Annotated in this window: 26 protein-coding genes; all 26 read right to left on the reverse strand. The window is 66.1% G+C overall.

Translation table 11 applies throughout. The annotated features are described in order from the left end of the window. Position 1 precedes the first annotated feature (1 nt). Positions 2 to 616, reverse strand: coding sequence for a NuoI/complex I 23 kDa subunit family protein (locus ACPXYO_RS01145; protein WP_423915989.1), 615 nt, complete (start codon positions 614 to 616; stop codon positions 2 to 4). Beyond that, entirely contained in the window at positions 617 to 1,654 is a 1,038-nt protein-coding gene (gene nuoH, locus ACPXYO_RS01150; RefSeq protein ID WP_423918606.1) for an NADH-quinone oxidoreductase subunit NuoH, read from the reverse strand. Between the two features lie 5 nt (positions 1,655 to 1,659). Next, positions 1,660 to 2,874 (reverse strand): NADH-quinone oxidoreductase subunit D, encoded by a 1,215-nt coding sequence (locus ACPXYO_RS01155; protein ID WP_423915990.1) that lies wholly within the window; start codon positions 2,872 to 2,874, stop codon positions 1,660 to 1,662. Continuing rightward, positions 2,871 to 3,626 carry an NADH-quinone oxidoreductase subunit C gene (locus ACPXYO_RS01160; RefSeq protein WP_423915992.1) on the reverse strand — a complete coding sequence of 252 codons (756 nt, stop codon included), beginning with the start codon at positions 3,624 to 3,626 and terminating at the stop codon, positions 2,871 to 2,873. Before ACPXYO_RS01160 ends, ACPXYO_RS01155 begins: the two co-directional genes overlap by 4 nt. A gap of 2 nt (positions 3,627 to 3,628) precedes the next feature. Further along, positions 3,629 to 4,162: an NADH-quinone oxidoreductase subunit B gene (locus tag ACPXYO_RS01165; RefSeq protein ID WP_423915993.1), complete on the reverse strand. Its 534-nt coding sequence runs from the start codon at positions 4,160 to 4,162 to the stop codon at positions 3,629 to 3,631. A gap of 13 nt (positions 4,163 to 4,175) precedes the next feature. Continuing rightward, complete coding sequence (locus ACPXYO_RS01170) at positions 4,176 to 4,541, reverse strand: NADH-quinone oxidoreductase subunit A (protein WP_423915995.1); 366 nt, start codon at positions 4,539 to 4,541, stop codon at positions 4,176 to 4,178. 137 nt (positions 4,542 to 4,678) lie between these two features. Next, positions 4,679 to 5,074, reverse strand: coding sequence for a twitching motility protein PilT (locus tag ACPXYO_RS01175; RefSeq protein ID WP_423915997.1), 396 nt, complete (start codon positions 5,072 to 5,074; stop codon positions 4,679 to 4,681). Then, positions 5,071 to 5,295, reverse strand: coding sequence for a hypothetical protein (locus ACPXYO_RS01180; protein WP_423915999.1), 225 nt, complete (start codon positions 5,293 to 5,295; stop codon positions 5,071 to 5,073). Before ACPXYO_RS01180 ends, ACPXYO_RS01175 begins: the two co-directional genes overlap by 4 nt. A gap of 87 nt (positions 5,296 to 5,382) precedes the next feature. Next, the gene (locus ACPXYO_RS01185; protein WP_423916001.1) at positions 5,383 to 6,927 is read right to left on the reverse strand and encodes an NADH-quinone oxidoreductase subunit N; all 1,545 of its coding nucleotides are present in this window, start codon (positions 6,925 to 6,927) and stop codon (positions 5,383 to 5,385) included. Next, complete coding sequence (locus ACPXYO_RS01190) at positions 6,927 to 8,546, reverse strand: complex I subunit 4 family protein (RefSeq protein ID WP_423916003.1); 1,620 nt, start codon at positions 8,544 to 8,546, stop codon at positions 6,927 to 6,929. The genes ACPXYO_RS01185 and ACPXYO_RS01190 overlap by 1 nt, the downstream gene beginning before the upstream one ends. Next, on the reverse strand, positions 8,543 to 10,444 hold the full coding sequence (gene nuoL / locus ACPXYO_RS01195) for an NADH-quinone oxidoreductase subunit L (RefSeq protein WP_423916005.1): 1,902 nt from the start codon (positions 10,442 to 10,444) through the stop codon (positions 8,543 to 8,545). The genes ACPXYO_RS01190 and nuoL overlap by 4 nt, the downstream gene beginning before the upstream one ends. A gap of 4 nt (positions 10,445 to 10,448) precedes the next feature. Further along, the gene (nuoK, locus tag ACPXYO_RS01200) at positions 10,449 to 10,763 is read right to left on the reverse strand and encodes an NADH-quinone oxidoreductase subunit NuoK (RefSeq protein ID WP_423916006.1); all 315 of its coding nucleotides are present in this window, start codon (positions 10,761 to 10,763) and stop codon (positions 10,449 to 10,451) included. Then, the gene (locus ACPXYO_RS01205) at positions 10,760 to 11,368 is read right to left on the reverse strand and encodes an NADH-quinone oxidoreductase subunit J (RefSeq protein ID WP_423916008.1); all 609 of its coding nucleotides are present in this window, start codon (positions 11,366 to 11,368) and stop codon (positions 10,760 to 10,762) included. The genes nuoK and ACPXYO_RS01205 overlap by 4 nt, the downstream gene beginning before the upstream one ends. Then, positions 11,368 to 12,069, reverse strand: coding sequence for an NADH-quinone oxidoreductase subunit NuoI (gene nuoI / locus ACPXYO_RS01210; protein ID WP_423916009.1), 702 nt, complete (start codon positions 12,067 to 12,069; stop codon positions 11,368 to 11,370). The genes ACPXYO_RS01205 and nuoI overlap by 1 nt, the downstream gene beginning before the upstream one ends. Next, the gene (nuoH, locus tag ACPXYO_RS01215) at positions 12,069 to 13,343 is read right to left on the reverse strand and encodes an NADH-quinone oxidoreductase subunit NuoH (RefSeq protein WP_423916011.1); all 1,275 of its coding nucleotides are present in this window, start codon (positions 13,341 to 13,343) and stop codon (positions 12,069 to 12,071) included. Before nuoH (ACPXYO_RS01215) ends, nuoI begins: the two co-directional genes overlap by 1 nt. Further along, positions 13,340 to 15,835, reverse strand: a complete 2,496-nt coding sequence (nuoG, locus tag ACPXYO_RS01220) for an NADH-quinone oxidoreductase subunit NuoG (protein WP_423916012.1) — start codon at positions 15,833 to 15,835, stop codon at positions 13,340 to 13,342. The genes nuoH (ACPXYO_RS01215) and nuoG overlap by 4 nt, the downstream gene beginning before the upstream one ends. Then, positions 15,828 to 17,264, reverse strand: a complete 1,437-nt coding sequence (nuoF, locus tag ACPXYO_RS01225) for an NADH-quinone oxidoreductase subunit NuoF (RefSeq protein WP_423916013.1) — start codon at positions 17,262 to 17,264, stop codon at positions 15,828 to 15,830. The genes nuoG and nuoF overlap by 8 nt, the downstream gene beginning before the upstream one ends. Beyond that, complete coding sequence (nuoE, locus tag ACPXYO_RS01230; protein WP_423916015.1) at positions 17,264 to 17,902, reverse strand: NADH-quinone oxidoreductase subunit NuoE; 639 nt, start codon at positions 17,900 to 17,902, stop codon at positions 17,264 to 17,266. Before nuoE ends, nuoF begins: the two co-directional genes overlap by 1 nt. 185 nt (positions 17,903 to 18,087) lie before the next feature. Then, positions 18,088 to 19,401 (reverse strand): NADH-quinone oxidoreductase subunit D, encoded by a 1,314-nt coding sequence (locus ACPXYO_RS01235; RefSeq protein WP_423916017.1) that lies wholly within the window; start codon positions 19,399 to 19,401, stop codon positions 18,088 to 18,090. Next, a complete protein-coding gene (locus ACPXYO_RS01240) occupies positions 19,398 to 19,928 on the reverse strand; it encodes an NADH-quinone oxidoreductase subunit C (protein ID WP_423916019.1) in 531 nt (176 codons plus the stop codon). The genes ACPXYO_RS01235 and ACPXYO_RS01240 overlap by 4 nt, the downstream gene beginning before the upstream one ends. Beyond that, the gene (locus ACPXYO_RS01245; protein ID WP_423916021.1) at positions 19,928 to 20,578 is read right to left on the reverse strand and encodes an NADH-quinone oxidoreductase subunit B; all 651 of its coding nucleotides are present in this window, start codon (positions 20,576 to 20,578) and stop codon (positions 19,928 to 19,930) included. The genes ACPXYO_RS01240 and ACPXYO_RS01245 overlap by 1 nt, the downstream gene beginning before the upstream one ends. After that, on the reverse strand, positions 20,578 to 21,093 hold the full coding sequence (locus tag ACPXYO_RS01250) for an NADH-quinone oxidoreductase subunit A (protein ID WP_423916023.1): 516 nt from the start codon (positions 21,091 to 21,093) through the stop codon (positions 20,578 to 20,580). The genes ACPXYO_RS01245 and ACPXYO_RS01250 overlap by 1 nt, the downstream gene beginning before the upstream one ends. Positions 21,094 to 21,162: 69 nt before the next feature. Then, positions 21,163 to 21,990, reverse strand: coding sequence for a hypothetical protein (locus ACPXYO_RS01255; RefSeq protein ID WP_423916025.1), 828 nt, complete (start codon positions 21,988 to 21,990; stop codon positions 21,163 to 21,165). Further along, on the reverse strand, positions 21,987 to 23,120 hold the full coding sequence (locus tag ACPXYO_RS01260; protein WP_423916026.1) for a c-type cytochrome: 1,134 nt from the start codon (positions 23,118 to 23,120) through the stop codon (positions 21,987 to 21,989). The genes ACPXYO_RS01255 and ACPXYO_RS01260 overlap by 4 nt, the downstream gene beginning before the upstream one ends. A 1-nt stretch (position 23,121) precedes the next feature. Beyond that, positions 23,122 to 24,009 carry a ubiquinol-cytochrome c reductase iron-sulfur subunit gene (locus tag ACPXYO_RS01265; protein ID WP_423916028.1) on the reverse strand — a complete coding sequence of 296 codons (888 nt, stop codon included), beginning with the start codon at positions 24,007 to 24,009 and terminating at the stop codon, positions 23,122 to 23,124. A gap of 12 nt (positions 24,010 to 24,021) precedes the next feature. Next, positions 24,022 to 24,786, reverse strand: a complete 765-nt coding sequence (locus ACPXYO_RS01270; protein ID WP_423916029.1) for a menaquinol-cytochrome c reductase cytochrome b subunit — start codon at positions 24,784 to 24,786, stop codon at positions 24,022 to 24,024. Between the last annotated feature and the right edge of the window lie 7 nt (positions 24,787 to 24,793).

Below are 24,793 nucleotides of genomic sequence, written 5' to 3' on the forward strand. Positions count from 1 at the left end.
CCTAGCCGCCAGCTCCGCCAGCGGCGCTGGCCTCATCGGCGCCGAGCTTGCGCACCGGCGCCATGTCGTCGGGGCCGAAGTCGGGCACCGTGCGCACCTTCTGCTCAGAGCCCGGCTCGTAGGCCAGGAACTCGGGCACGGTCTCCATCCACTCGCCGAGCCGGATCCGGTCGTGCAGCAGGTCGGCGATGTGCGGTTCGGAATACTCGTACTCGGGCGTCCAGAACAGTGCGTCGAACGGGCACACGTCCACGCAGATGCCGCAGTACATGCACAGCGCGTAGTCGATGTCGAACCGATCGACCACGTTGACCGTGCGGGCCTTGCCGCCGGCCCGTCGAGGCGGAGCCTTCACCTTGTGGCCCTCGATGTAAATGCACCAGTCGGGGCACGACCTCGAGCACAGCATGCAGGCGGTGCAGTTCTCCTCGTGCAGTGCGATCACGCCCCGGGAGCGGTCGGGCGGGGCTTCCTTCTCGTGTGGGTACTGCACGGTGACCGAGCCCTGCTGCGGCGCGGGGATGAGCGTGCGCATGCCTCGCTTGGGGAACAGCGTGCGCACTGCGGTGCGCGCTGTCACTCCAAGGCCTTTCAGCAATCCGGGGAGCTGCGGCATCTAGAGCACCACCTTGAAGATTCCGGTCACGACGATGTTGGCGAGCGACAGCGGGATGAGGACCTTCCAGGCGAACTTCTGGAGTTGGTCCTCACGCAGGCGGGGGTAGGTGAAGCGGATCCAGAAGATGACGAAGGCCACCAGCAGGATCTTGACGAGCATCACGACCGGGCCGAGAACATTGAGTATCGGAGCGTCGATGTCGAACCCAGGAATCCACCAGCCGCCCAGGAACATGACGGTGGCGAGCGCCGAGAACGCGAAGGCCGTGGCCAATTCGGCCATGAAGAACAGCAGGAAGCGGAAGCCCGTGTATTCGACGTGGAAGCCGCCGACCAGTTCGGTCTCGGCCACTGGCATGTCGAACGGCGTCTGGGTCAGCTCGGCCTGGGCAGAGACCATGAAGATCAAGAAGCCGATGAACTGGGTCAGGATGAACGGGTTTCCGATGAGGCCGAAGCCGAAGATCTCGCCGGTGGCCTGTGCCCGCACGATCTCTTGCAGGTTGAGAGAGTTGGCTTGGATGACCACGCCCATGACGGCGAGGATCAGCGGCAGCTCATAGGCGATGAGCTGGCCAGCAGCTCGCAGGCCACCGAGCAGTGCGTACTTGCTGGCTGAGGCCCAGCCGGCCATCAGCACGCCCAGCACCGACAGCGACGAGACCGCCAGCGCGTAGAAGATGCCCGTGTCGAGGCTTTCCACGACAGCGTCGGGGCCGGTGGGCAGCACGACGAAGAGCAGGAACGACGAGGCAAGCACCACCACCGGTGCTGCACGGAAAACGCGCCGGTCGGCGGCGGCGGGGTGAATGTCTTCCTTTTGGAGGAACTTGATCGCGTCCGCGATGAGCTGCAGCGAGCCGGAAGGGCCCACGTCCTGGGGACCCAGCCGGCTCTGCATGAAGGCCATCATCTTGAGCAGAAACAGGTAGCCGAGCATCAGCGCAGCCGTCGGGATGACGATGAGCGCGACGCCGAGCTTGATGCTGGTCTCCGCCCAGTACGCCAATCCCAGCAGGGCGCTCAGGTCTCCCATCGCGCTCACCGGTCGATGTCCCCGAGGATGAAGTACAGCGAGCCCAAGATGGTGATGATGTCGGGCACGTAGGTGCCCCGCATGACCCAGGGCACGATCGAGATGTTGCTGAAGCTGGGCGTGCGGATCTTCACCCGGAACGGCCCCAGGCCGCCCTTGGAGATCACGTAGTAGCCCATCTCGCCCAGCGGGTTCTCGGTGGAGACGTAGGCCTCGCCGGCTGGCACCTTGATGATGAGCGGCACCTTGGCCATGATCGGCCCCGACGGGATGGCGTCGAGCAGTTGGTCGACGATCTTGGTGGCCTCGCGGGTTTCCTGCATCCGCACCCAGTAGCGGGCGAATGAGTCGCCGTCGGGGTGCGTCCACACCCGCCAGTCGATCTGATCCCAGGCAAGGCCCGGGTTGGCGTCGCGACGCAGGTCCCAGTCGACGCCACTGGCTCGTAGGTTGGGGCCCGAGAGGCCATAGCCCAGAGCCACATCTTTGGGGATCACGCCGACGCCTCGACAGCGAGTCTGGAAGATCTCGTTGCCCATGAGCAGGTCTTCCATTTCGTCACAGAAACCGCGCATCTTGGCCATGACGGCATGAGTTTCGGCGATCCAGCCCCGTGGCAGGTCGTCCTTGAGGCCGCCGATGCGGTCGAAGTTGGGATGGAAGCGACCGCCGGTCACTTCTTCGATCTGGTTGAGCACCCGCTCGCGGTCGCGGAAGGCGAAGAACACCGGGGTGAGGGCACCGATCTGCACACCCATGTCGCCGAGGAACAGCGACACATTCGCGATGCGGCTCAGCTCGAACAGGATGGTTCGGATCCACTGCGCACGCGGCGGGGCCTCGACGCCCATCAGCTGCTCCGCGGCCAGGATGAACGGCACCTCGTTCGCGAAGCTGCCCAGCCAGTCGATGCGGTTGATCAGCGTGGTGCACTGCGGGTAGGTACGGACCTCGCAGAGCTTCTCGTAGCCGCGGTGCATGTAGCCCATCAACGGCTCGGCTGCGATGACCTGCTCGCCGTCGAGCCGGCAGGCGATGCGCAGCGTCCCGTGGGTGGCGGGGTGCTGCGGTCCGATGTTCAGCGTCATGTCGCCCGTGTCGAGTTCGACGTTGACACGAGCATCGGCAGCCTGCCCTGCCACGTAGGCCTGCTGTTCGCGCAGCGCGGCGGCTCCGGATGCGAACCTGCGAGCACCATCGGACGCAGTTGCGGGACTCATGCGCCCGCTCCCGACGCCTCGAATTCGGCCATCACCTCGGCCTCGAGCTGGGCTTCGAGCTCCGGCGGGATCTCTTCGATGTCGACCACACCGGGCCACGGCTTGACCGCACGCGCCAGCAGGGGGAAGTCCTTGCGGAGCGGATGGCCCTCGAACTCGCTCGGCAGGTAGATGTGCTCCAGGTTCGGATGGCCCTCGAAGCGGATGCCGAACATCTCGTGGGCTTCACGCTCGTGCCAGTCGGCACCGGCGAAGACGTCGATGATGGACGGCACGGATGCCGGGGCGCCGTCGACGTCGGCCACGTCGGCCTTGAGGATGACGGCGGCGTGCCGTGCAGGGGCGTGCAGATGTGCGAGCAGCTGGAAGCGAGTGTCGCCGCCGCCTAGGCGCACCGTTTCGGAGGCGGTGGCGCTCGTGGCCTCTTCGAGGTCCTGGCCGACACCGGCGGAATCAAACTTGCCGCCGCCGCTTGCGGTGGCGGAATCAAACTCGGTGTCCTCGTAGCGGCCTTCAGGCGCATCTGTCCAGTCGATGGCCGACAGGAAGCCGAAATAGACGAAGCCGGCGTCGCGCAGCGCAGTGATCGCAGTGCGCCAGTGCTCGATCTCGATGCGCAGCCAGAGGTTCTGGCCCGCTTCGATGTGAGTCTCGACCACGGCATCACCCAGCAGTTCTGCCAGCTCAGCCACAAGGGCTTCACGAGCCTCGTCGCCGGGCGTTTCGGTGCCGTCGTCCATGTCGTCCGCCATGGCTACGCCGGCACCCGTGTCGACGCTGGTGCCGAGGGCGGCACCACGATGGGCTCACCTCGCCAGCGTTCTTGAATGTCCTCGCGCTGGATGCGCTCCTGCAGCAGCACGATGCCCTCAAGCAGTGCCTCGGGCCGGGGTGGGCAGCCGGGCACGTACACGTCGACGGGGATGATCTGATCGACGCCCTTCGTGACGGAGTAGCTGTCCCAGTACGGACCGCCGCAGTTCGCGCACGAGCCCATCGAGATCACGTACTTGGGCTCGGGCATCTGCTCATACAGGCGTCGGATGACTGGCGCCATCTTGTCGGTGACCGTGCCCGAGATCACCACCAGATCGGCCTGGCGGGGGCTGGCGGGGAACGGGATGACGCCCAGGCGCATGACGTCGTAGCGGGGCGAGCCGAACGCGGCACCCATCTCGATGGCGCAGCAAGCCAAGCCCCACTGGTACACCCACAGTGAGCGGGCCCGGCCGAAGTTCAGCAGCCAGGTGAGCGGCTTGGGCAGTTTGACCTTGTCGACCAGTGCCATTACGCGCTCCCCCTCACACCCAGCGCAAGACGCCTTTGCGCCATGCGTAGAACAGGCCCAGGATCAGGATGAAGATGAAGATCGCCATCTCAACCAGGCCGAACAGGGCGTAGACGTCGAGCCGCGTCGCCCAGGGGAAAATGAACACGGCCTCCACGTCGAACAAGACGAAGAGAACCGCGAAGACGTAGTAGCGGATCTGGCTTTGAGTCCAGTCGCTGCCGACCGGGTCGACGCCGCTCTCATACGCGATCAGCTTCTGAGGTGTCGGTCGTTGCGGCCGCAGGATCCGGGCGACGCCGAACATCGCCCCGGCCATCAGGACTGCCGCTGCGCCGAAGATTGCGACAGTCAGATAGCTCCGCAAGAGATCGGACACGGACCGCAACGCTAGCGACTTCGGGACCGCCTGCGCCGAATCACCGAGCCGGTTGTCGAGTGCAGGTCAGACGGCTGAGCGGGGCGCTAGCAAGGCTCGACAGCGATGACTCCGATGCGCCGGTCGACGGGCTCAGCTCACACAGTCAGGATGCTCACTTGGGCATTCAATGCTGAGGTCAAAGTTCCGATGTCGTCGGGGTCCGACGTTGCGATGACGGTGTGAGTGTGATGCGCGAACTCTGCAGCCGCTACGGCTACTGAGGCATCGATCACGTCGGCTGTGCCGGTGCCTGCACAGAGCCGACCACAGGCGCGGGCAATGGGGCCATCGAGAGCGATCTCATCGCAGTGCATCAGGGCGCGAGACAGCAGCGCCTGACGTCGGCCGCCACGCCACGTCTGGGCGATGGCACCTGCCGGAGTTGCCACGATGTCGCCGGCCTTGTCTGCCGCATACAGCCGTGCCCACATGTCGCGATTGTTTCGATCGAGCGCGATGAGCGCCCCGGCGTCAAGCACCAGAGCGGTCAATGACCCAGCTCTGCTCGCGCTTGGGCCAATTCAGCCTCCGTGAACGCGCCGTGCGTGGCCTCCCAGTCGGCAATCACGTCGCGCAGGCCCCGCGTGACAAGCCGGCGGCGTGCCGCATCAGCCAGCCAAGCAGACATGTTCTGATCATCTGCCGCGGCGGCCTTACGAACGGCGCCCGCGAGACCCGCCTCGAGCGAGATCGTCAGTCGTTCGGTCGTCACGGTTCGGATCATACTTCTTCATAAGAGTCGACGACACCCATTTCTCTGGCCCTCGGCGACGCAGCAGATTCCTGAACCGGCGGCTCGCTACGGGATGATCGACACGACGGCGTCAGCGCTCCACTCGAGGAGCGTCTGGGGAAGGACGCCGACAACCAAGGTCACTGCCACGGCAAGTGTGATGGCCAACACCGATGTGAGGGGCAGGCCTCCCCAGCGCGGTCGGGTGGCGCGGGCGGTGGGAGCGCTGTCGCCGTCGTCGGCCGGTCCTTCAGGGGCGTACATGGTCAGCACGACGCGCAGGTAGGCAAATGCGCCGACCACAGCGGTGACCATCGCAACCGCAGCCAGGATGTAGCCGCGGGCACCGACTGCTGCACGGATGACCTCGAACTTCGCCACGAAGCCCGCAGTCAGCGGCACACCTGCCTGTGCCAGCAACAACACCGCAAAAGCGAGCGCCAGAACAGGTCGGCGACGTGCCAGCCCGCTGTAGTGGCTGAGGGAATGGGGGCTCCCATCGGGTTCGGGCGATCGGGGCTCAGTACCCATCACCGACAGCACGGCAAAGCTGCCCATCGCCATGAACGAATAGGCGACCAGGTAGAAGACGGCCGACGAGACCCCATTTCCCGAATCGACTGCTGACAATCCGACGAGCACGAATCCGGCATGGCTGATCGAGCTGAACGCCAGCATGCGCTTGACGTCGGCCTGGCAGATGGCCATGACCGCGCCGACCGCCAGCGTGGCGAACGCCAGCCCGACGAGGATCGGCGTCCAAGCGGTGCTCTGCTCCGCGACGGCCACGTACAGCACGCGCGCTAGCGCGGCGAAACCCGCTGCTTTGGCAATCGACGCCAGGTAGCCGGTGACCGGGCTTGGCGCACCCTCGTACACGTCGGGGGCCCAGAAATGGAACGGGACAACGGCCACCTTGAACCCCAGGCCGACCAGCAACAACGCGACGCCAACCAGCAGCAAGTAGTCGGTTTGTCGGATAGTTCCGAAGAGGAAGTCTCCAATGCCGCTGAGATTCGTGCTGCCGGTGGCGCCGTAGACCAGCGCGACGCCGTACAGGAAGAACGCTGAGCTGAACGCCCCTAGGACGAAGTACTTCATGGCCGACTCGCGTGCGCTAGCTCGCCGGCCCGCCAGCGCGATCAGCACGTAGAGGGCGATCGACAGCGACTCAAGGCCCAGAAACAGCACGATGAGATCGTTTGCGCCAGCCATCACGACGGCACCGGCAGCAGACGCCAGCAGCAGCGCTGCGAACTCCGGTGGCGCCATGCCGTAGCGGTCGAGGGCTGAATGCGCGACCAGTGCAGTCATGACCACGCCTGCGCCGATCAGCACGGTGAGCAGCAGGCTGAAGCCATCGCTCACGAATGCACCCGCCAACGTGGGGCGAGGCGTGGCGCCCCACGTAGCCCATTGGACGGCCGCCACTATGGCTGCGGCGGCACCGGTGGCGATCGAGGCGATGGTGGACACCCAGCCGGGCAGCGAGCGTGGCGACAGCGAGGCCACCAGCAGCAGTCCGAGCGCGGCGCCGACGAGGATGATCTGCGGGACGAGCACCCACCAGTCGACCGCCGGAGAGACGAACGGCTCTTCGAGCGACGTCATCAGTGACGGTCCTCGTCGTGGGGAGCATCGGAATGCTCAGCATCGGAGTGCTCGCTTGAAGCAAGTACCTCGACTGGGTCATCGGGCGCAGGCAACTCAAACCCGCTGTGCTCGGCGAAGTGCTCGAGCAGGTTGTCGGCCGCCGGCTCCACGGCGCTGAGCAACGGCTTCGGGTACACGCCGAGGGCCACCACGGCGATGACAAACGGTGCAAGCGTCAGCAACTCGCCCCGGCGCAGGTCGGCTGTCGTGCGATCGGCCGCGGCGGGCGGGCCGTGGAACACCCGCTGGTAGGCCCACAGCAGGTACAGCGCCGCGAGAATCACTCCCGTCGCAGCGACGACCGTCCACCAGCGCCGCGTCTCGAACGAGCCGATCAGGATCAAGAATTCGCCGACGAAGCCGTTCAGGCCCGGCACGCCGACTGATGACAGCATCATCAGCGTGAACACACCGGCATAGACCGGAGCGGCCGATTGGATGCCCGCCAGCTCGTCGATCTGCCGGGTGTGGCGCCGCTCATACAGCATCCCGACCAGCAGGAACAAGGCGCCGGTGCTGATGCCGTGGTTGACCATCAAGATGACCCCACCGCCGACTGCCTGGGTAGTGAAGGCAAAGATGCCCAGGACGATGAAGCCCATGTGCGCCACTGAGGAATACGCCACGAGCCGCTTGAGGTCACGCTGCATGGCAGCGGTGATCGCACCCCAAATGACACCCACCACGCCGACAGTGACCAGCACGGGCGCCGCCCAGTGGGAGGCCTCTGGGAACAGATACAGGCCGAACCGCAGCAGGCCGTAGGTGCCCAGCTTCAGCAGCACGGCCGCCAGCACGACCGATCCGGCCGTGGGTGCTTCGGTGTGCGCATCGGGCAGCCAGGTGTGCAGCGGCACCACCGGCACCTTCACCAGGAAGGCGAGCGCGAACGCCACGAAACACCAGCGTGCCGCGTTCTCAGTCAGATGCTGCCCTTCGGCGAGTGTCTGGATATCGAACGTGATGCCGCTGTCGGGCTTGCCGAGCACGGCAGTCGCCACGATGGCCACGAGCAGCAGCGCCGAGCCCGCCATCGTGTAGATGAAGAACTTCGTGGCGGCGTAGCGGCGCCCCTCGTAGCCCCAGCCTGCGATGAGCAGGTACATGGGCACCAGCACCACTTCGAACATGACGAAGAACAGGAACAGGTCAAGCGCCACGAAAGCACCGACCGAACCTGCTTGCAGCAGCAGCATCCACGCCGTGTAGGGCTTGGGATCGTGGTGCGGATCGACGCCCGCCAGCACGATCGGCACGATCACGCTGGTCAGCACCACGAGCCACAGCGAGATGCCGTCGATGCCGACCTTCCACGAAATGCCGAGCGCTGGAATCCACGACACAGTGCTCTCGAACTGGAACCCAGGGTTGGCAGTGTCAAACTGCCACGCCAACGCCAGCGCCAGCGCCCCGCCGATCGCAGCGAAGAGCGTGCCCAACGGTCGGGCGAGATCGGGCCGATTGCGCGGCAACAGCGCAACCACCAACGCGCCCACAACGGGCACGAAAATAAGTGCGTTGAGAATCGGGAACCCAGGTGCCACCTCGGCGGCCGCAAGCAGGGGGCCTGCGCTCATGAGACGCCCCGAAGCGCCAGCCAGACAACAAGGATGATCGCGCCGACCGCCACGCCCGACGCGTAGTGCCGCAGGTAGCCCGACTGCAGGGGCCGTACCGACTGACCTAGCTGCCGCACGAGCTTGGCAATGCCGTTGACGGCGCCGTCGACGACGTTCCGGTCAACAGTGGCCGCGGCCTCGAACGCAGCGGTACCGGGCCCACCCACGAAGTTCGAGATGGTGGCGTCGACATAGAAGACGTTCTCGAGCAGCGCAGGCTCGAGCCGGTCCGTCGGGATGCGCGATCGCAACCACGCCCCCACCGCTACGGCAATACCGCCGAGCGCCATAACAGTGGCGACGAGCGCCAAGATCAGCTTGGTAGCGGTACCCGAGGTGAAGTGAAGCGGGTGGGCCAGCACCGGCTCCAAGAAGTGCTCGAGCACCAGCCAGTCGCCCACCAGCGGCAGGTTCACGACACCGCCGATGGCCGCCGCACCGGCCAGCATCACGAGCGGCAGCGTCATGGTCGCCGGTGACTCGTGCGGGTGGGCGCCGTCGTCCCAGCGCTGGCCGCCGAAGAACACCAGGAAGGTCTGACGGCTCATGTAATAGGCAGTCAGCAGGGCGGTGACCAGGCCCACAACCCACAGCAGGGGCCCGATGTCGGGCTGCTCCCACGCGGCAAGCAGGATCTCGTCCTTCGACCAGAAGCCCGACAGCGGCGGCACACCGGCAATCGCCAGCCAGCCCACGATGAACGTGACCGCGGTGATGGGCATGGCTAACCGCAGGCCGCCCATGCGGCGCATGTCCTGCTCGTCTCCGAGGCCATGGATGACCGAGCCGGAGCCCAGGAACAGCAGCCCCTTGAAGAACGCATGCGTGACCACGTGGAAGATCGCCGCCACGTACGCGCCCGAGCCGATCGCCAGGAACATGTAGCCCAGCTGGCTGATGGTGGAGTACGCCAGCACCTTCTTGATGTCGTGCTGAGCCACGGCGGCCAGCGCAGCAAAGAGCGCTGTGGCCGCACCCACGATGGCGATGATGAGCAGTGCCGTATCGGTCAGCACCGGGTTGAGCCGCACCAGCAGGTACACGCCGGCGGTCACCATCGTGGCGGCATGCACCATCGCGGAGACCGGTGTGGGGCCTTCCATGGCATCGGGCAGCCAGACGTACAGCGGCAGCTGCGCCGACTTGCCCGCAGCGGCCAGCAACAGCAGCAGCGACACAGCGGTAGCGGTTCCAGTGGCCAGCCCTGGCGCGGCGGCCGCCAGCCCGGCGTAGGACACCGTTCCGAGCGTGGTCCACAGCAGGAACGTGGCGACCATGAAGCCGAAGTCGCCGATGCGGTTGGTGACGAATGCCTTCTTGCCAGCGGTTGCCGCGGTGGGCCGCTCGTGCCAGAACGAGATCAGCAAGTACGAACAGGTGCCGACCCCTTCCCAGCCCAGGAAGGTAACGACGAGATTCTCGCCCAGCACCAGCATGAGCATCGAGAACAGGAACAGGTTCAGGTACAGGAAAAACTTGGAGTACTTCGGGTCGCCCGCCATGTAGCCGACCGAGTAGAGGTGGATGAGCGTTCCGACGCCGGTCACGAACAGCGCCATCGTCATCGACAGCGGGTCCACCAGCAGCGCTGCGTCTACCTCGAGACCCCCGATCGGCATCCACTCGAACAGCGTCGAGATGAACCAGCGCCCGCCGTGCCCGCCGGCACCGCCCTTAGCCGCTGAATCGAGACCGAGCAGCCCGCCGAACGTGATGAGGGTGAGCAGGAATGACCCAGCACTGGCTGCAGTGGCCAGCCAGCCAGCCCGAGGCTCGCCGAGGCGCGGACCTGCCAGCAGGAGAACCGCGAACCCCGCGAGGGGCAGCGCGGGGATAAGCCACACCAACGAGACCATTGCCTTAGCCCCTCAAAGCCGACAGATCGTCCGCCGTCGCGCGTGGGGAGGCTCGCAGCACCGCAACCACCAAGCCGAGACCCACGACGATCTCGGCGGCAGCGACGACCAGAACGAACAGCACCACCGTGTGCCCATGCACGTCGCCGAAACGATCGGCGAAAGCGATGAAGCTGAGGTTGACACCGTTCAGCATCAGCTCGACGCACATGAGCATGATCAGCGGGTTGCGTCGTAGCAGCAGACCGGTGCCCCCGATGATGAAGAGCATCGCGCCGAGAACCAAGTACCAGCTGGTCGTCACCTCGAGGCCATTCATCGACGAGCCTCCTGCGACGTCTCGGCGCTCTCGAAGTTCGCCGTGTCGCCATACGAGCTGCGCCGAGCCAAGATCACCGTGCCGATGACGGCCACGATGAGCAACAGCGACGTCAGCTCGAACGCGTACACGTAATCGGAGAACAGTGACCGGGCAATGTCGCCGACGTCGGCGGCGTAGCTCGTAGGAGCTGGCTCAGCGACACCGCCGAGCTGGCCCGCTGATTCGCGAGCGAGCGAGGTGGCACCCTTGAACATCCGGTCGACTGCTGCCACCATCCAGACCAATACCGCTGCGCCACCGATGCCGAATGCAGCTGCAGTCCAGCGTTGGGCAGGCAGTGCCCCCAACGACAGCCCGGCGGCCTTGTCGACGCCGAGCAGCATGATGACGAAGAGGAACAGGACCACGATGGCGCCCGCGTAGACGATGACCTGCACGGCGGCAATGAAGTGCGCCTGCTGGGCGACGAACAGCACCGCTATGCCGAACAGCGTCATCACCAGCATCAGCGCCGCATGCACCGGGTTGCGCGACAGCACCACGCCGATCGCGCCGATGAGGCACGCGGCAGCAGCCACCGCGAACACGACCACTTCAACCATCAGTGGTGAGTCCCCGGTGCATGGGTTTGACTGTGCCCGTCGGTGTCGGAGGGCCCGTCGTCTTCGCAGGGTTCGTTGTCGGGATCGATCGAGTCGTCATCGACGTCGTCGTATTCGGCGTGCTGGCCCTGCTCGGGAGCCCTCACGCCGTAACCCAGCTCACCGCTCCACCCGACGCGCCCCTCGTATTCGGGTTGGCCCGAAGGGGACGTGGCGCGCATCCAGCCGGAGGTGTGCTCGTCTTCCCCGTCGTGCCACAGCTCCCACGGCTGGCGGCGGGGCCGACCGTCGTCGTCGGTGAGCAGTTCGTCCTTCGTGTAGATGGCGTCGCGCCGGGTGGGGAAGCTGAACTCGAAGACCTTTGTCTCGGTGATCGCTTCGGTCGGGCAAGCCTCTACGCACAAGTCGCAGTGGATGCATCGCAGGTAGTTGATCTCGTAGACGTAGCCGTAGCGCTCTCCCGGGGACACCGGGTCATCGGGCGAGTTGTCGGCGCCGCGGACGTAGATGCACCGAGCGGGGCACACACCAGCGCATAGCTCGCACCCGATGCACTTCTCCATGCCGTCTGGATAGCGGTTGAGCACATGACGCCCGTGGAAGCGCGGCGGCTTCGGTCGCTTCTCGTGTGGGTACTCGGTGGTGACCCGCTCACCGAAGAGCTTGCCGAACGTGACGATGAAACCGTCGAGGTAGCCCATCAGCCTCTCCCTGCCGTGTTGGTTGGCGCGCCGTCCTGCGGCGCCGAGCCGACGTCGACGTCGAAGGGTTCATCGACGTCGCCGACTCTGCGTTTGGCGGCCCGCAGTGCCGCCGACAGCAACGCCCACCCGATCGCGAATCCGATCGCACCCGCGATCAATGTCCAGACCTGGTTCCAGCCCTCGACGCTCGCCAGCTGTCGCAGACCCAGGAACATCAGCCAGAAGAGCATCACGGGGATGAGCACCTTCCACCCCAGCGACATCAGCTGGTCGTAACGCAGCCTCGGCAGCGTGGCTCGGAACCAGACGAACATGAACAGGAACGCCAGCACCTTGACCAAGAACCACACTGTCGGCCACAGCCAGGTCCAGCCGAAGAAGACGGGTCCGGCCGGTCCGCCGAAGAACAGCGTCACCATGATCGCCGACATCGTGATGACGTTCATGAACTCGGCAAGGAAGAACAGGGCGAATCGGATCGACGAGTACTCAGTGTGGAATCCGCCGACGAGTTCCTGCTCGGCTTCGACCAAGTCAAACGGCGGGCGGTTCAGCTCTGCAGTTGCAGCAATCAGGAACACCACGAACGGCACGATGCCGCTGGAGATCACGAACCAGGTGTTCACACCACCGGCTTGTTCCGCCACGATTCCCTGGGTGGAGAGCGTCCCCGCCCCGATCACCACCGCCACCACCGCCATGCCCAGCGCCGCCTCGTAGGAGATGGCTTGCGCCGAAGCGCGAACTGAGCCGATGAGCGGGTACTTCGATCCCGACGACCAGCCCGCCAGCATCACGCCATAGACGGCGACCGAGGACATCGCAAGCAACAGCAGGATGCCGATCGGCGGGTCGGCCACCTGCAGGATCGTTTCCTTGCCGAACAGCGTGACCGTGCCGGTGCGGACCTCACCTGGCGAAGATCCAGTGTCAACGAACACGCCGCCAACGGGCACGATCGCGAACGCAACGAACGCCGTGACCGCCGAAATGTAGGGCGCCAGCCGGAAGACGAGCGGGTCTGCGTTGGCCGGCCGGAGGTCTTCCTTGAAGAAGAACTTGACACCGTCGGCGAAGGCCTGCAGCAGGCCCCACGGTCCGGCCACATTGGGACCGATGCGATGCTGCATGTCCGAGATCAGCTTGCGCTCGAACCAGATCATGAACATGGTGGCGACCAGCAGGGCACCGAAGGCCACCAGGACCTTGACGCCCATGACGGCGATGTCGCCCCAGTCGACGCCATCGGCAAAGAGCGGGTCACCCGTCATCGCAACGCCCCACCGCCGGCTCGGGTCTCGACCCGCACGTCGGTGACCGGTGCAGTCGCGTCGATCAGAGCGCCCACGTCGATATCAGACGAGGGGAACAGCAGCACGACGTTCCCACGGGCGACGCCGGAATCAGCCACGATCGGCAACCGCAGCGCACCGCGCTCAGAGTGAACTTCGACCTCAGTTCCCGAGTCGACGCCGACTCGCTCCAAGTCGACCGGGTGCACTCGCAGGACAGTCTCGGCTTGCAACGACGCCAACGCCGGCGTCTGATTGACAGCCACCCCTCCGTCGTAGAGCTTGCGACCGCACACCAACCGGAGGCCATATGCGTCTCGAGGTGGTGCGACGTGTTCAGCCGGGAACTCGGGCTCGAAAGCCGCTCCCGATGCAACCACGCCATTAGCCCCAAGCTCAGCGCCGGTCGCTCCAGCGTGCGTAGCGCACAAGGCGGCAATCTCGGCGGTGATTTCCTCTGTGGACTCAAAGCCCAGGTCCCCCCCGCAGAGCACCGCCAGCTCGGCCGCGATCATCCAGTCGGGACGGGCTGAGCCGGGGGCAGTCACCAACTCGCCGACGGCCGAGACGCGTCCCTCCAGGTTGGTCGTAGTGCCTGACTTCTCTCCGAACACAGCGGCAGGCAGAACGATGTCGGCTTCTGCTACGGACTGGTTCACAAACGAATCCACCGCCACGACCGTGCCCGCGCCCGCCACGCCGAGGCGCGCCAGCATGCTGTCGGGGAAATCGGTCAGGGGATCCGCGCCGAGCAGGAAGAGCACGTCGATCTCCCCGGAAGCGGCCGCCGCGAGGATCCCCGCTGCGTCGTGCCCGCGTTCAGTGGGCAGCTCGCCCCACGCCGCCGTCAAAGTCGGCGACGGGCTGGTGCTCAGCGTGCGCCCCGGAAGCAGCCCTGGCGCCAGGCCCATGTCGAGCGCGCCACGAACATTCCCGCGGCGTGCAGCAACGAGAAAGCGGGAGTGGGGGACGCGAGCACTGATGACTGAAGCCGCCTCGGCCGTTGCCTCGGCGGACTCTGCGACCGACGAGCGGCCCAGCACCACCACCACCGATCCCGACGCCAGCTCGGCAGCCAACGGATCGTCGCCGTCGAGCAAGTCCCGCAGCACCGACGCGGCCTCACCGCCGCGGCACTGCTCGCTCCGCGCTGCATTGCGGGTCAGACCAGTTTCGGTCGGAGAAATCTCGACCAGGCGAGTCGTGCCCGCTCGTGCTGCGCCGCGCAACCGCAAGTGCAGCACCGGCAGCTCCTCGCGGAGGTCGCCGCACACCAGCAGCGTGGTGTCAGCGCTGCATGCGTCGTCGATCGTCGCGCCCGGCAGGCCTACGACAAGCTCCGCTGGCAAACCGTCGCCCAGCTGAGCGTCGACGTGATCGGTGCGCAGTACTGTGCGTGCCAGCTTCGACCATGCGTACGCGTCCTCGTTGGTGCCGCGGGCTCCGCCGAGAACGGCAATCGTTCCGGGACGGGCGGCGGCCACAGCGGCGGCCACAGCGCCAAGGGCACTCGCCCAGTCGGTCGGCTGAAAGCGACGCAGCGGCTCAGCATCGGCAAGTTCGGAAGTACCGGCAGCCGATGGAGCACGGGCCTGCAGTGGCGTCGTCACCCGATCGGAGCTTGCGACCGAGCCATAGCCGAACCTGCCCTTGTCGCACAGCCAGCCATGGTTGACCGGGTCGATGTCAACCCCCAGATAGCGCACCAGTTCATTTCGCGACGACTGGATCGCAATCCGGCAGCCGACTGCGCACGTCGTGCAGGTGGACTCGGTTTGGACCAGATCCCACGGCCGCGCCTTGAAGCGGTACGGCGCCGCGGTGAGCGCGCCGACGGGACAGATCTGCACCGTGTTGCCCGAGAAGTACGACGAGAAGGGCTCGCCGGGGAACGTGAGCACCTGGGTCTCGTTGCCACGCTCGGTGAAATCGATGAGCGGTTCGCCCGCCACCTCGTCTGCGAAGCGGGTACAGCGGTCGCACAGGATGCAGCGTTCCCGGTCCAGGTGCACCAGGTCGGAGATAGGGATCGGCTTTTCGAAGTGTCGCTTTTCCTCAACAAAGCGGGACTCGCCCGGGCCGTAGGCCATGGTCTGGTCCTGTAACGGGCATTCGCCGCCCTTGTCGCAGACCGGGCAGTCCAGCGGGTGATTGATGAGCAGCAGCTCCAGTACGCCTTCTTGCGCTCGCTGCGTGCGCTCGCTGGTGGTGTCGACCACCATCTGTGGCGAGACCGGGACCATGCAGGAGGCCTGCAGCTGGGGCCCACGACCGGTGTCGATCTCGACGAGGCACATGCGGCACATGCCCACCGGGCTCATCCGCTCGTGGTAACAGAACCGCGGGATGCGCACCCCGGCGCGGTCCGCAGCCGCAATGACGAGTTCGCCGGGCCGCGCGTCGACGGCGATGCCGTTGATCGTCACCTCGACCGTGCTCGGTGCCGCTTGGGCAGCAGTGGCGTCAGACACGGATGGCCACCTCCGAGACTGAGTTCGATTGCGGGCTGCCCGACAACTCAGCGTCGAGGTGAGCGTTCGGCGCCACCCGGGCCTCGAATTCCTCCGGGAACAGCGTCATCGCCGAGTGCACCGGTGCGAATGCCGACGGGCCCACGAAACAGATGGTCGTCATCTGGTACGGGAACGGCTTCGGTTCGAGGCCGCGTTCGGGCACGGCGGCGTGCGGGAAGTCGCCGGGGCAGATCGAGGCCCCGATCTCGAACAGCAAGTCGAGATCGCGCGGCGTGCCGGTGCCGTCGCAGACTCGCCGCAGCACCCGCTGCAACCAGGTCGCACCTTCCCGGCACGGCACGCACTTGCCGCATGACTCATGGGCATAGAACTTCGTCAGCGTGAGCGCCGCGGCACAGATGTCGGTGGTGTCGTCCATCACCATCACCGCTCCCGAACCCAGCATCGATCCCTGCGGACCCACTTCGGACGCCTCGAAGGGCAGGTCCAGCTGTGCGGGCGTGAACCACGGCGCGGAACCGCCGCCGGGCACAAAGGCTTTCAGTTCCCTGCCCGGGCGCAGACCGCCGCAGTAGTCGGGGCCATAGATCAGATCGCGGAACGTGGTGGTGCCGTTGGTGATCTCGTAGACGCCGGGGCGCTGGACGTGCCCGCTCACGGCCACCATCCGTGTGCCGGGCGAGGTGCGGGTGCCGATGGCGGTGAAAGCCGCCGCTCCATTGCGCAGGATCCACGGCAGATTCGCGAGGGTTTCGACGTTGTTGACGATGGTGGGTTGGCCGTACAGCCCGATCGCGGCCGGGAAGTACGGGGGCTTCAGCCGCGGCATGCCCCGCTTGCCTTCGAGGCTCTCGATGAGAGCGGTTTCTTCGCCCACGACGTACGCGCCGGCGCCGGAGTGCAGCACGATGTCCACCGAGAAATCGGTGCCGCAGATGTTGCGGCCCACCCAGCCGGCGTCATAGGCCTCGTTGAGAGCCCGCGCGACACGTTCTTGCGCCAGCGCCATCTCGCCGCGGATGTACAGGAAGCACTGCGACAGTCCCACCGCGTAGCAGGCAATCAAGCAACCTTCGATGAGCTGGTGCGGATCGAGCTCCATGAGCAGGCGGTCCTTGTAGGTGCCTGGCTCGGACTCGTCGCCGTTCACGACGAGGTAGCGGGGCCACACGCCTGGCGGGCAAAAGCCCCACTTCACCCCCGCAGGGAAGCCGGCACCGCCACGGCCCAGCAAGGTCGCGTCGCGTACCTCGCTGTGGACATCGGCCGGCGCGCGCTCCAGAGCAGCACGCAAACCTTCGTAGCCGCCGGTGGCCAGGTAGCGCTCGAGCGTGTAGCTGTCGGGATGGTCGAAGCGCTCGGTGACGATGCGCGGCGCGTCGTTCGCCACGAATCCGGGTGCATGAGGAATCGTGTACGACGCCATCAGCCCGTTCCCCCGCCGGACGCTCCGTTTGCTGCTGAAGGCGCCAGCCATACGGGTGCTTCGTGGACTTCGTCTGGCGGCATGGCCCCGACCGCTCGCTCGGCCGGGATGCGCTGCGGAATGCGTGCGGTGATGCCGTGCGACGGGATCTCGTCTTCAAGGGCACCCGACGCCAAATCGTCGATGAGCTCATCGAACTGCGCCGTGTCGACCCGGTAGCGGTACCGGTAGTTCACCTGCAGGCATGGGGCCTCGGTGCAGGCGGCCTGGCATTCCGCAGACGCCAGCGTGAACATGCCGTCGGGAGTGGTGCCGCCGACCCGCACGCCCAAGCGTTCCTCCGCGTGTTCCATGAGATCGGCAGCACCGGCGAGTGCGCACGACATCGTGGCGCAGATGTTCACGAGGTACTTGCCGACCGGATCTCGTTTGAACATCTCGTAGAACGAGCAGGTGCCGAGCACCTCGGCCGGCGTGGTGTCGACGAGTTCAGCGACTTCGACCATTGCCTCTTCGGAGACCCAGCCGGCCTGTGCCTGCGCGACATGCAGGAGCGGGATCATCGCCGAGCGACGCTTCGGGTAGCGGCCGATGATTTCGCGCGCCAGCGAGCGATTCTCCTCCGAAAAGAAACCCATCTATCTGTCGACCTCCCCACTTCCGTCGGACGGGGAACCCTGAACAACGCGGCGGTCGCGAACCCTCACCGGTCGCTCCCCACCGTTGGACGTGGGGTGAACAACTACGCGGCGGTCGCGAACCCTCACCGGTCGCTCCCCACCGTTGGACGTGGGGTGAACAACTACGCGGCGGTCGCGAACCCTCACCGGTCGACCTCCCCCATGATCGGGTCGATTGAGGAGATGACGGCGATGGCGTCGGCGAGCAGGCCGCCGTACATGAGATGCGGGAGGCTCTGCAGGTTGACGAACGAAGGGGCCCGGATGTGTACCCGCTGCGGCTTGGGCCCGCCGTCGGACACCAGATAGCAGCCCAGCTCGCCGCGCGGCGACTCGACCGCCACATAGGTCTCACCGGGCGGCACCTTGAAGCCCTCGGTGAAGATCTTGAAGTGGTGGATCAGCGCTTCCATGGACTCGTCGATACGAGCCCGAGGCGGCGGCGTGATCTTGCGGTCCTCGGTGCGGTAGGGACCCTTCGGCATCTTGTCGAGGCACTGCTCGACGATGCGCATCGACTCGCGGATCTCGTTCAGGCGGATCGAAAAGCGGTCGAACGTATCGCCGTAGGCACCTACGACGACGTCGAACTCCACCTCGTCGTACGCCAGGTACGGCATGGTGTGGCGCAGATCCCACGCCTCGCCGGTGCTGCGCAGCAGCGGCCCCGTGGCCGACATGGCGATGGCCTCGTCGGCAGTGATGACGCCGACGCCTTGAGTGCGGTCTCGCCAGATCGGCTGGCCGGTCATCAACGTGTCGAACTCCAAGAGCCGTCCGGGCAGCACCGCCAAGATGTGCTCCACATCGTCCTGCCAGCCATCGGGCAGGTCAGCCGCCACGCCGCCAGGGCGGATGTAGTTGTGGTTCATCCGCAAGCCGGTGACGCTCTCGAAGAATCGAAGGATCTCCTCGCGCTCTCGCCAGCCGTAGAGCATCATGCCGAGTGCGCCGAGGTCCATGCCGTTCGTCGCGAGGAACAGTAGGTGCGAGCTCATGCGGTTCAGCTCGCACATGAGCATGCGGATCCAGGTGGCTCGCGGCGGGATCTCCGTTCCCAGCAGATCCTCGACCGCGAGACAGAACACCAACTCGTTGAACAGCGGCGAGGCGTAGTCCATGCGGGTGACGTTCGTCGGCCCCTGCAGGTACGTGAGGTCCTCGGCGGTCTTCTCCATCCCGGTGTGCAGGTAGCCGATGATCGGCTTGGACCGCAGCACGGTCTCTCCCTGCAGTTCCATCGCGATGCGCAGCACGCCATGAGTGGACGGATGTTGCGGGCCCATGTTGATGAGCATCGGCTCGTCGCCGCTCTGGGCAGCAACAGTGCCCTCGTCAACATCGGCTGTGCTTGCCTGCGCCGATGAAACATCGGCGGCAGCCAGAGCGGCGTCCTCGGAGATGCGCAGCACTGCATCGGCCGGCCGGCGGATGGCGGTCTCCGTCGTGGCGCTCATCGGCCTTCGACCGCTTTGAACTGCACCGGGATGGCGCCGATGGCGTAGTCCTTGCGCAGCGGGTGGCCTTCCCAGTCCGGCGGCATAAGGATGCGGCTGGGATCGGGGTGGTCGCTGAAGCTGATGCCGAACAAGTCGGCAGCTTCTCGCTCGGGAGCCTCGGCCCCCGGGTACAGACCGACCACCGAGGGCACCTGCGGGTCGTCTGCAGGCACTTGGGTGCGAACGCGCAACCGGCGACGGCCCCGGAGATCCAGCAGGTTCACCACGACCTCGAAACGCTCCGGTTCAATGCCCGGCGGCAGGGTCCGGCTGCGGTTCGTGAGCCCATCGGTGGCGCACACGTCGACGCACAGCTCGAAACCGTCGGCAGCGGCCATGCCCATTACATCGAGGTACTCGTCACGGCTCGGATGCACGACCTGCTGGCCGCGCTCGTCAGTGCGCGGCACGCCGAACATCGTCGGCTGCTCAGCCGCTTCTGCGGGCGGCGCGGTGTCGTCGGCTTCTACGCCTTCGTCTGCCATCAGCGCGTCACCACGGAGCTCGACTGGCCAACCCCATGCGCCTGCGCCGATTGCGGCACTCCATGTGCCGCCGCAGCCGATTGCGGCACTCCATGTGCCGCCAGGGCCACTGCAGCTCCGCCACCGCGCTCGGCGCGTCGCTGGGTCAGCTCGCCGGTGCGAATCTTCTCATGAAGGGCAAGGATGGCGTGCAGCAGCGTTTCAGGACCCGGCGGGCAGCCGGGCACGTATATGTCGACCGGCACGACTTGGTCGACGCCCTGCACGATGGCGTAGTTGTTGAACATCCCGCCGCTGGATGCGCACACACCCATCGACAGCACCCACTTGGGCTCCATCATCTGGTCGTAGATCTGCCGCAGCACCGGTGCCATCTTCTGGCTGACGCGTCCGGCCACGATCATGAGGTCGGCTTGGCGGGGCGACGCTCGGAACGTTTCCATGCCGAAGCGAGCCAGGTCGTAGTGAGCCGTACCGGTCGCCATCATCTCGATCGCGCAGCACGCCAGCCCGAAGGTGGCGGGCATGAGGCTGCGGCGCCGCGCCCACTTCACCAGTTCTTCCACCGGTGCGGTGAAGACGTTGTGCCCGAGTCCTGCCAGGCCGTCGTCGATGCCAAGTTTCGCCTTGAGGTCGTCGATGCCCGCCATCAGCCCGCTCCCGTCCCGCTGCCGTGCTGCGGGGCGCCGCTCCATGCGGCGCCAGCTGGCACGTGCTCACGTCCCGTCAGCCCGACGGTGCGCACGGCGGTCACCCCGCTGCGAGTGGCAGGGGGCAGAGGAAGGACGCGGCGTCTGCGTGGGCCCCATTCCAGCCCGCCCATCGCTAGCTCGTAGACGAACGACAGGAAGAAAATCACGACGAAGATCAGCATCGCTACAAAGCCGAAGAGACCGAGACTGGCGTTCGCGACCGCCCACGGGTACAGGAAGACGATCTCGATGTCGAACATGATGAACAGCATCGCCACGAGGTAGAAGCGGACGGGAAATCGCTCCGGGATGGCGGCCTGGTCGACGATGCCGCACTCGTACGGCGCCAGCTTGGCTTTGGTGCTGCGCTGCGGTGCCAGCAAGCGCGACGCAACGATGCTGAGCAGCACGAACAAGACAGCGAGCACGCCGAGCACCAACACCGGCAGGTATTCCGCCAAGCCGCTGTTCATGCCCCTGACCCCCTCAGCGTGTCGTCGATTCGATGCCGGTCCCAGTCTGGCCCAAGAAAGGCCAGTCGGTCACTGGCCCGCAGCTTCGCGCACCGCCCAGATCGCCTGGTCCCGTCGATGCAGGTGATAGCAGCCCAAGCCGAACAGCAGCGCAGCGAAGATCGACAGCAAGGCCGGGCGGAGCCGGACACTGCCGTGATCGCGCACCATCACGACCGAGTACACCGGCGCGTCGTCGTCAATCTCGGCTTGCGGCAGGATGACCTCGCCCTCTTCGTCGAGCTGGTTCGGGTCGATGTCGGCGACCGGCGCGAATGGCTGGATCTGCACGACCGCGTAGTTGGGCCGTCCACGACTCGGGAAGAAGTACTGCGTGATCACGTTGTCCGGAATGCTGAGCGGGCGATACCGCTCGCCCCCGGTCACGACTACCCGGTGGGTGAAGTAGTCGGTGGCGGCAGAGAAGAGGCACGAGTTCACGGCCAGCAAGCGCCGAGGGTCGGCGTCGTTACAGACGACGTGGCTGTCGGCCGTCGAGCGGGCGTCGGCTTCGTCGACCACGGTCCAGTCGGGGGGTATCTGATCGAGCCCGTACGCCGACAACTGCTGCACCTCTTCGGTGGGCACGACGGCTGGATTGGTCGCCACCTGCAGGACATTCCAGCCCGGCTGGCTGCCGATCCACCCAATGCCGAACACCCACCACACGATGGACATCAGCAGCATCCAGCCCCACAGGCCGGTCCACGCCACGAGGAATCCGAGACGTACGCCGAGGTTGGTGGCCAGCAGCAGGTACACCGAACCGCACAGCACGGACACGGCGAGGATGACGGCCAGGTAGCCGGTGAGAACCGGATCCCAGCGGACGATCCCGAGAAGGTTCGAGGCGATCATTCGTCATCTCCCGCTTCGTCCAACAGCTCGAAGCCGATTACAGCCTGGCTCTCTTGGTCGAGGCTGCGCTCGTATTCCGCGATGGCCCGGATCTCGTCTTCATCCAGTACCCGTCGGAAGCCCGGCATGCCGTAATTCCCCAGCCGAGCAAACTCGCCGAAGGGCACATTGTCGGCTGCGCCGTCGGAAATGAACGAGATGTGGTCTTCTATTTCGGGGAACAGCCGTTCCAGGCTCACGCCGTTGAGCGACGGGCCGTAGCGACCGGCGCCGTCGGGGCCGGGCTTCACCTCGATCAGTCCGCCGTTGTTCGGAAGCTGCGCGGGACCGCGGCCAGGCCAGCGAGGCGTGTGACATCGCGCGCAATGCAAATCGAACAGGATCGCACCCTTGGACGTGTCGGGGTTCGCTGCCGACTCGATGGCTAGGCGCGCCCTAGCGCGCTCTTGCGCCTCTTCGTCGGTGATGCGCTCCCGCCACAGCCAGGCCACCAAGTCGTCGATCTCCTGGTCGTTGAGGGGGCCACCGCCGTCGAGGCCCCACGCCGGCATCACGCCGCGGCCGTACACGAGGATCTGCCGCACCTCGCTGACCTCGTCGAGCGTCTCGGCATCAGTGTCGAATCGAGTGAAGACGTCGTCGAGCGACGGAGCCTCCCACGTCGTGTTGATGACGTAGGACTTCTTGTCCGAGAACTGGTGGCCGATGTCGAGCACCACCGGTGCGAAACGCGCGCCGCCCAGGTCGGCGCCATGGCAGTCGGTGCACGCCTGCTCGGCTGCCAGTGCTTCACCGCGGTTCTCGGCGGCCTCGGAAAATGCCGTCTCGGCACCCGAACGGCGACCGCCTTCGAGCATCCAGTACACCGGGAGCACCAGCGCCATGATGAGCAGCATCAGCACACCCAAGGCCTGCACCTTCTCCAGCCGGCGGCCCTCGAGTTCCTCGTCGTCGGGCATGACGCCGCGGTTCGGCGCCAGCTCGATCTCGCTGCCCACCTCCGCCTTTGCCTGACGGATGTTGACGAAGACATAGATCGCCCAGCCGATCACCACGATGGCCATGAGCACGATTGCGATGGACCGCTCCGTACTGGCGGCCAGCAACTGAAGGGCTCCGGGCCCGCTCACGTCAAGCACAATGCGGCCCCTCGAGGCCTTGCCCCGTGGTGTCGGTGCCGATTGCAGGTCCTTGCGACACGCTCCCGGTGTCCACGTACACGTTGCCCCCCTCGATGGTCACCGGGAACCGATCCATGCCACGAGGCGCTGGGCCAGACTTCTTCTCGCCGACGCGGTTGTACTTCGAGCCGTGGCAGGGGCACTCGAACCACTGCGAGCTGCCGCACACCGGCACCTTGCAGCCGAGATGCGGACACTTCTGCCAAAGTGCGACGTACCCCAGCCTTATGCCCTCGAGCACCACACCCCCATAGGTCGCCTCGGCATTGGACTGCGTTGCGGAGTCGGTCGGATACGGCTGGATGTAGCTCTGCGCCTCGGAGAAGTACGAGAAGTTGGCCGCCGGGGTCGACGAGGCGATGGCCTCGTCCACCGATGCAATCGTGCCGATCTTGACCTTCGCGCCGAAGCCGCGCGTCGGACGAGGCCACAGAAAGGCAATCATGGCGGCGTTGAAGGTGCCCAGACCGGTCGCCATCAAAATGACCGAGGACCGGTTCAGGAACTGCCGGCGCGTGACGCCCACCTCGTTGGGAGGCGGCGGTGCCCAGTCCTGCGGCAGCTCAGGCTCGTCGACCGCCACGGGTGCCGGGCGGCGCTCCAGTGCAACTGAGCGTTCCAGCTCCCGGGCTTGTGAGCTGACTCCGAACGCGCCGGCGTCATCGCCCGCAGCGGCCTCACCCGCCGCGGCGGCCGCCAGCTCGTCGCGCCGACGTGTCTCGCGCGACAGGTGCCCCAGTCCGGTGGCATCCCGGCGACGCAGGGAGACGAACGCGACCACCGCACCCAGCACGACGATGACCGGGATGGCAATCGCGAGAATCGTTCCGGTGGACATGCCGACGTGCTCCTACAGGTGGAAGATGCCGTGCAGACCGGTGTCCCACGGGTAGGTGAAGTTGAAACCCTGCCCCCTGAAGAACGAGCCGATGATCACCAGCACCGCCCAGAACATGAGATGGATCGTCTGGATAGAGATGGCGAACTTGCGGTCCTCCGGCCGCATGGACGGGTTCTTGTCGATGTAAGGAGCGAAGGCCAGCAGCACGAGAGCGACGCCGGGAATCGTCACACCGGCGATCATCGGATCGAACATCGTGAGCAGTTCCTGCAGGCCCAGGAAGTACCAGGGGGCCTTAGAGGGATTGGGTGTCTCGTTGTGGTTGGCGAGTTCCAGCAGCGGCGCGTTGATGAACAGCGAGAAGACCAGCGTGAAGGCCGTGATGAACAGCGCGGCGGTGAATTCTGCTGCCAGCAAGTGCGGCCAGACATGGACCTTGTCGCCCGGGCTGGCCTTGACATCCTGGATCGAGCCCGACTTGACCACCGTCAGCAAGCGGTGGGTGTTACCCGCCGGCCCCGCCATGAGCGGCGGCAGCGTGGTGGCCACACCCCCGCCGCCAGCTGCTGGGCCGCCCGCGGCCATGCCCGCAACAGCGGGCGCGCCGCCGGGCTGCTGGCTGGCTTCCAGCAGTGTGCGCGGGATCGTGACACCGTCGTCGTCATCGGGCTGCGCGGCAGCCGAGGACGCGGCGTCGCCAGGCGCGGGCGCGCCGGTGGCGCGTGCCTTGGCTTCGGCGCTGCGCCTCAGGAGGTGTTCCGGGATCTCGGTCATGGCGTTC

Origin of the sequence: Candidatus Poriferisodalis sp. (genome assembly GCF_965237655.1) — a bacterium.
Lineage (GTDB): Bacteria > Actinomycetota > Acidimicrobiia > Acidimicrobiales > Poriferisodalaceae > Poriferisodalis.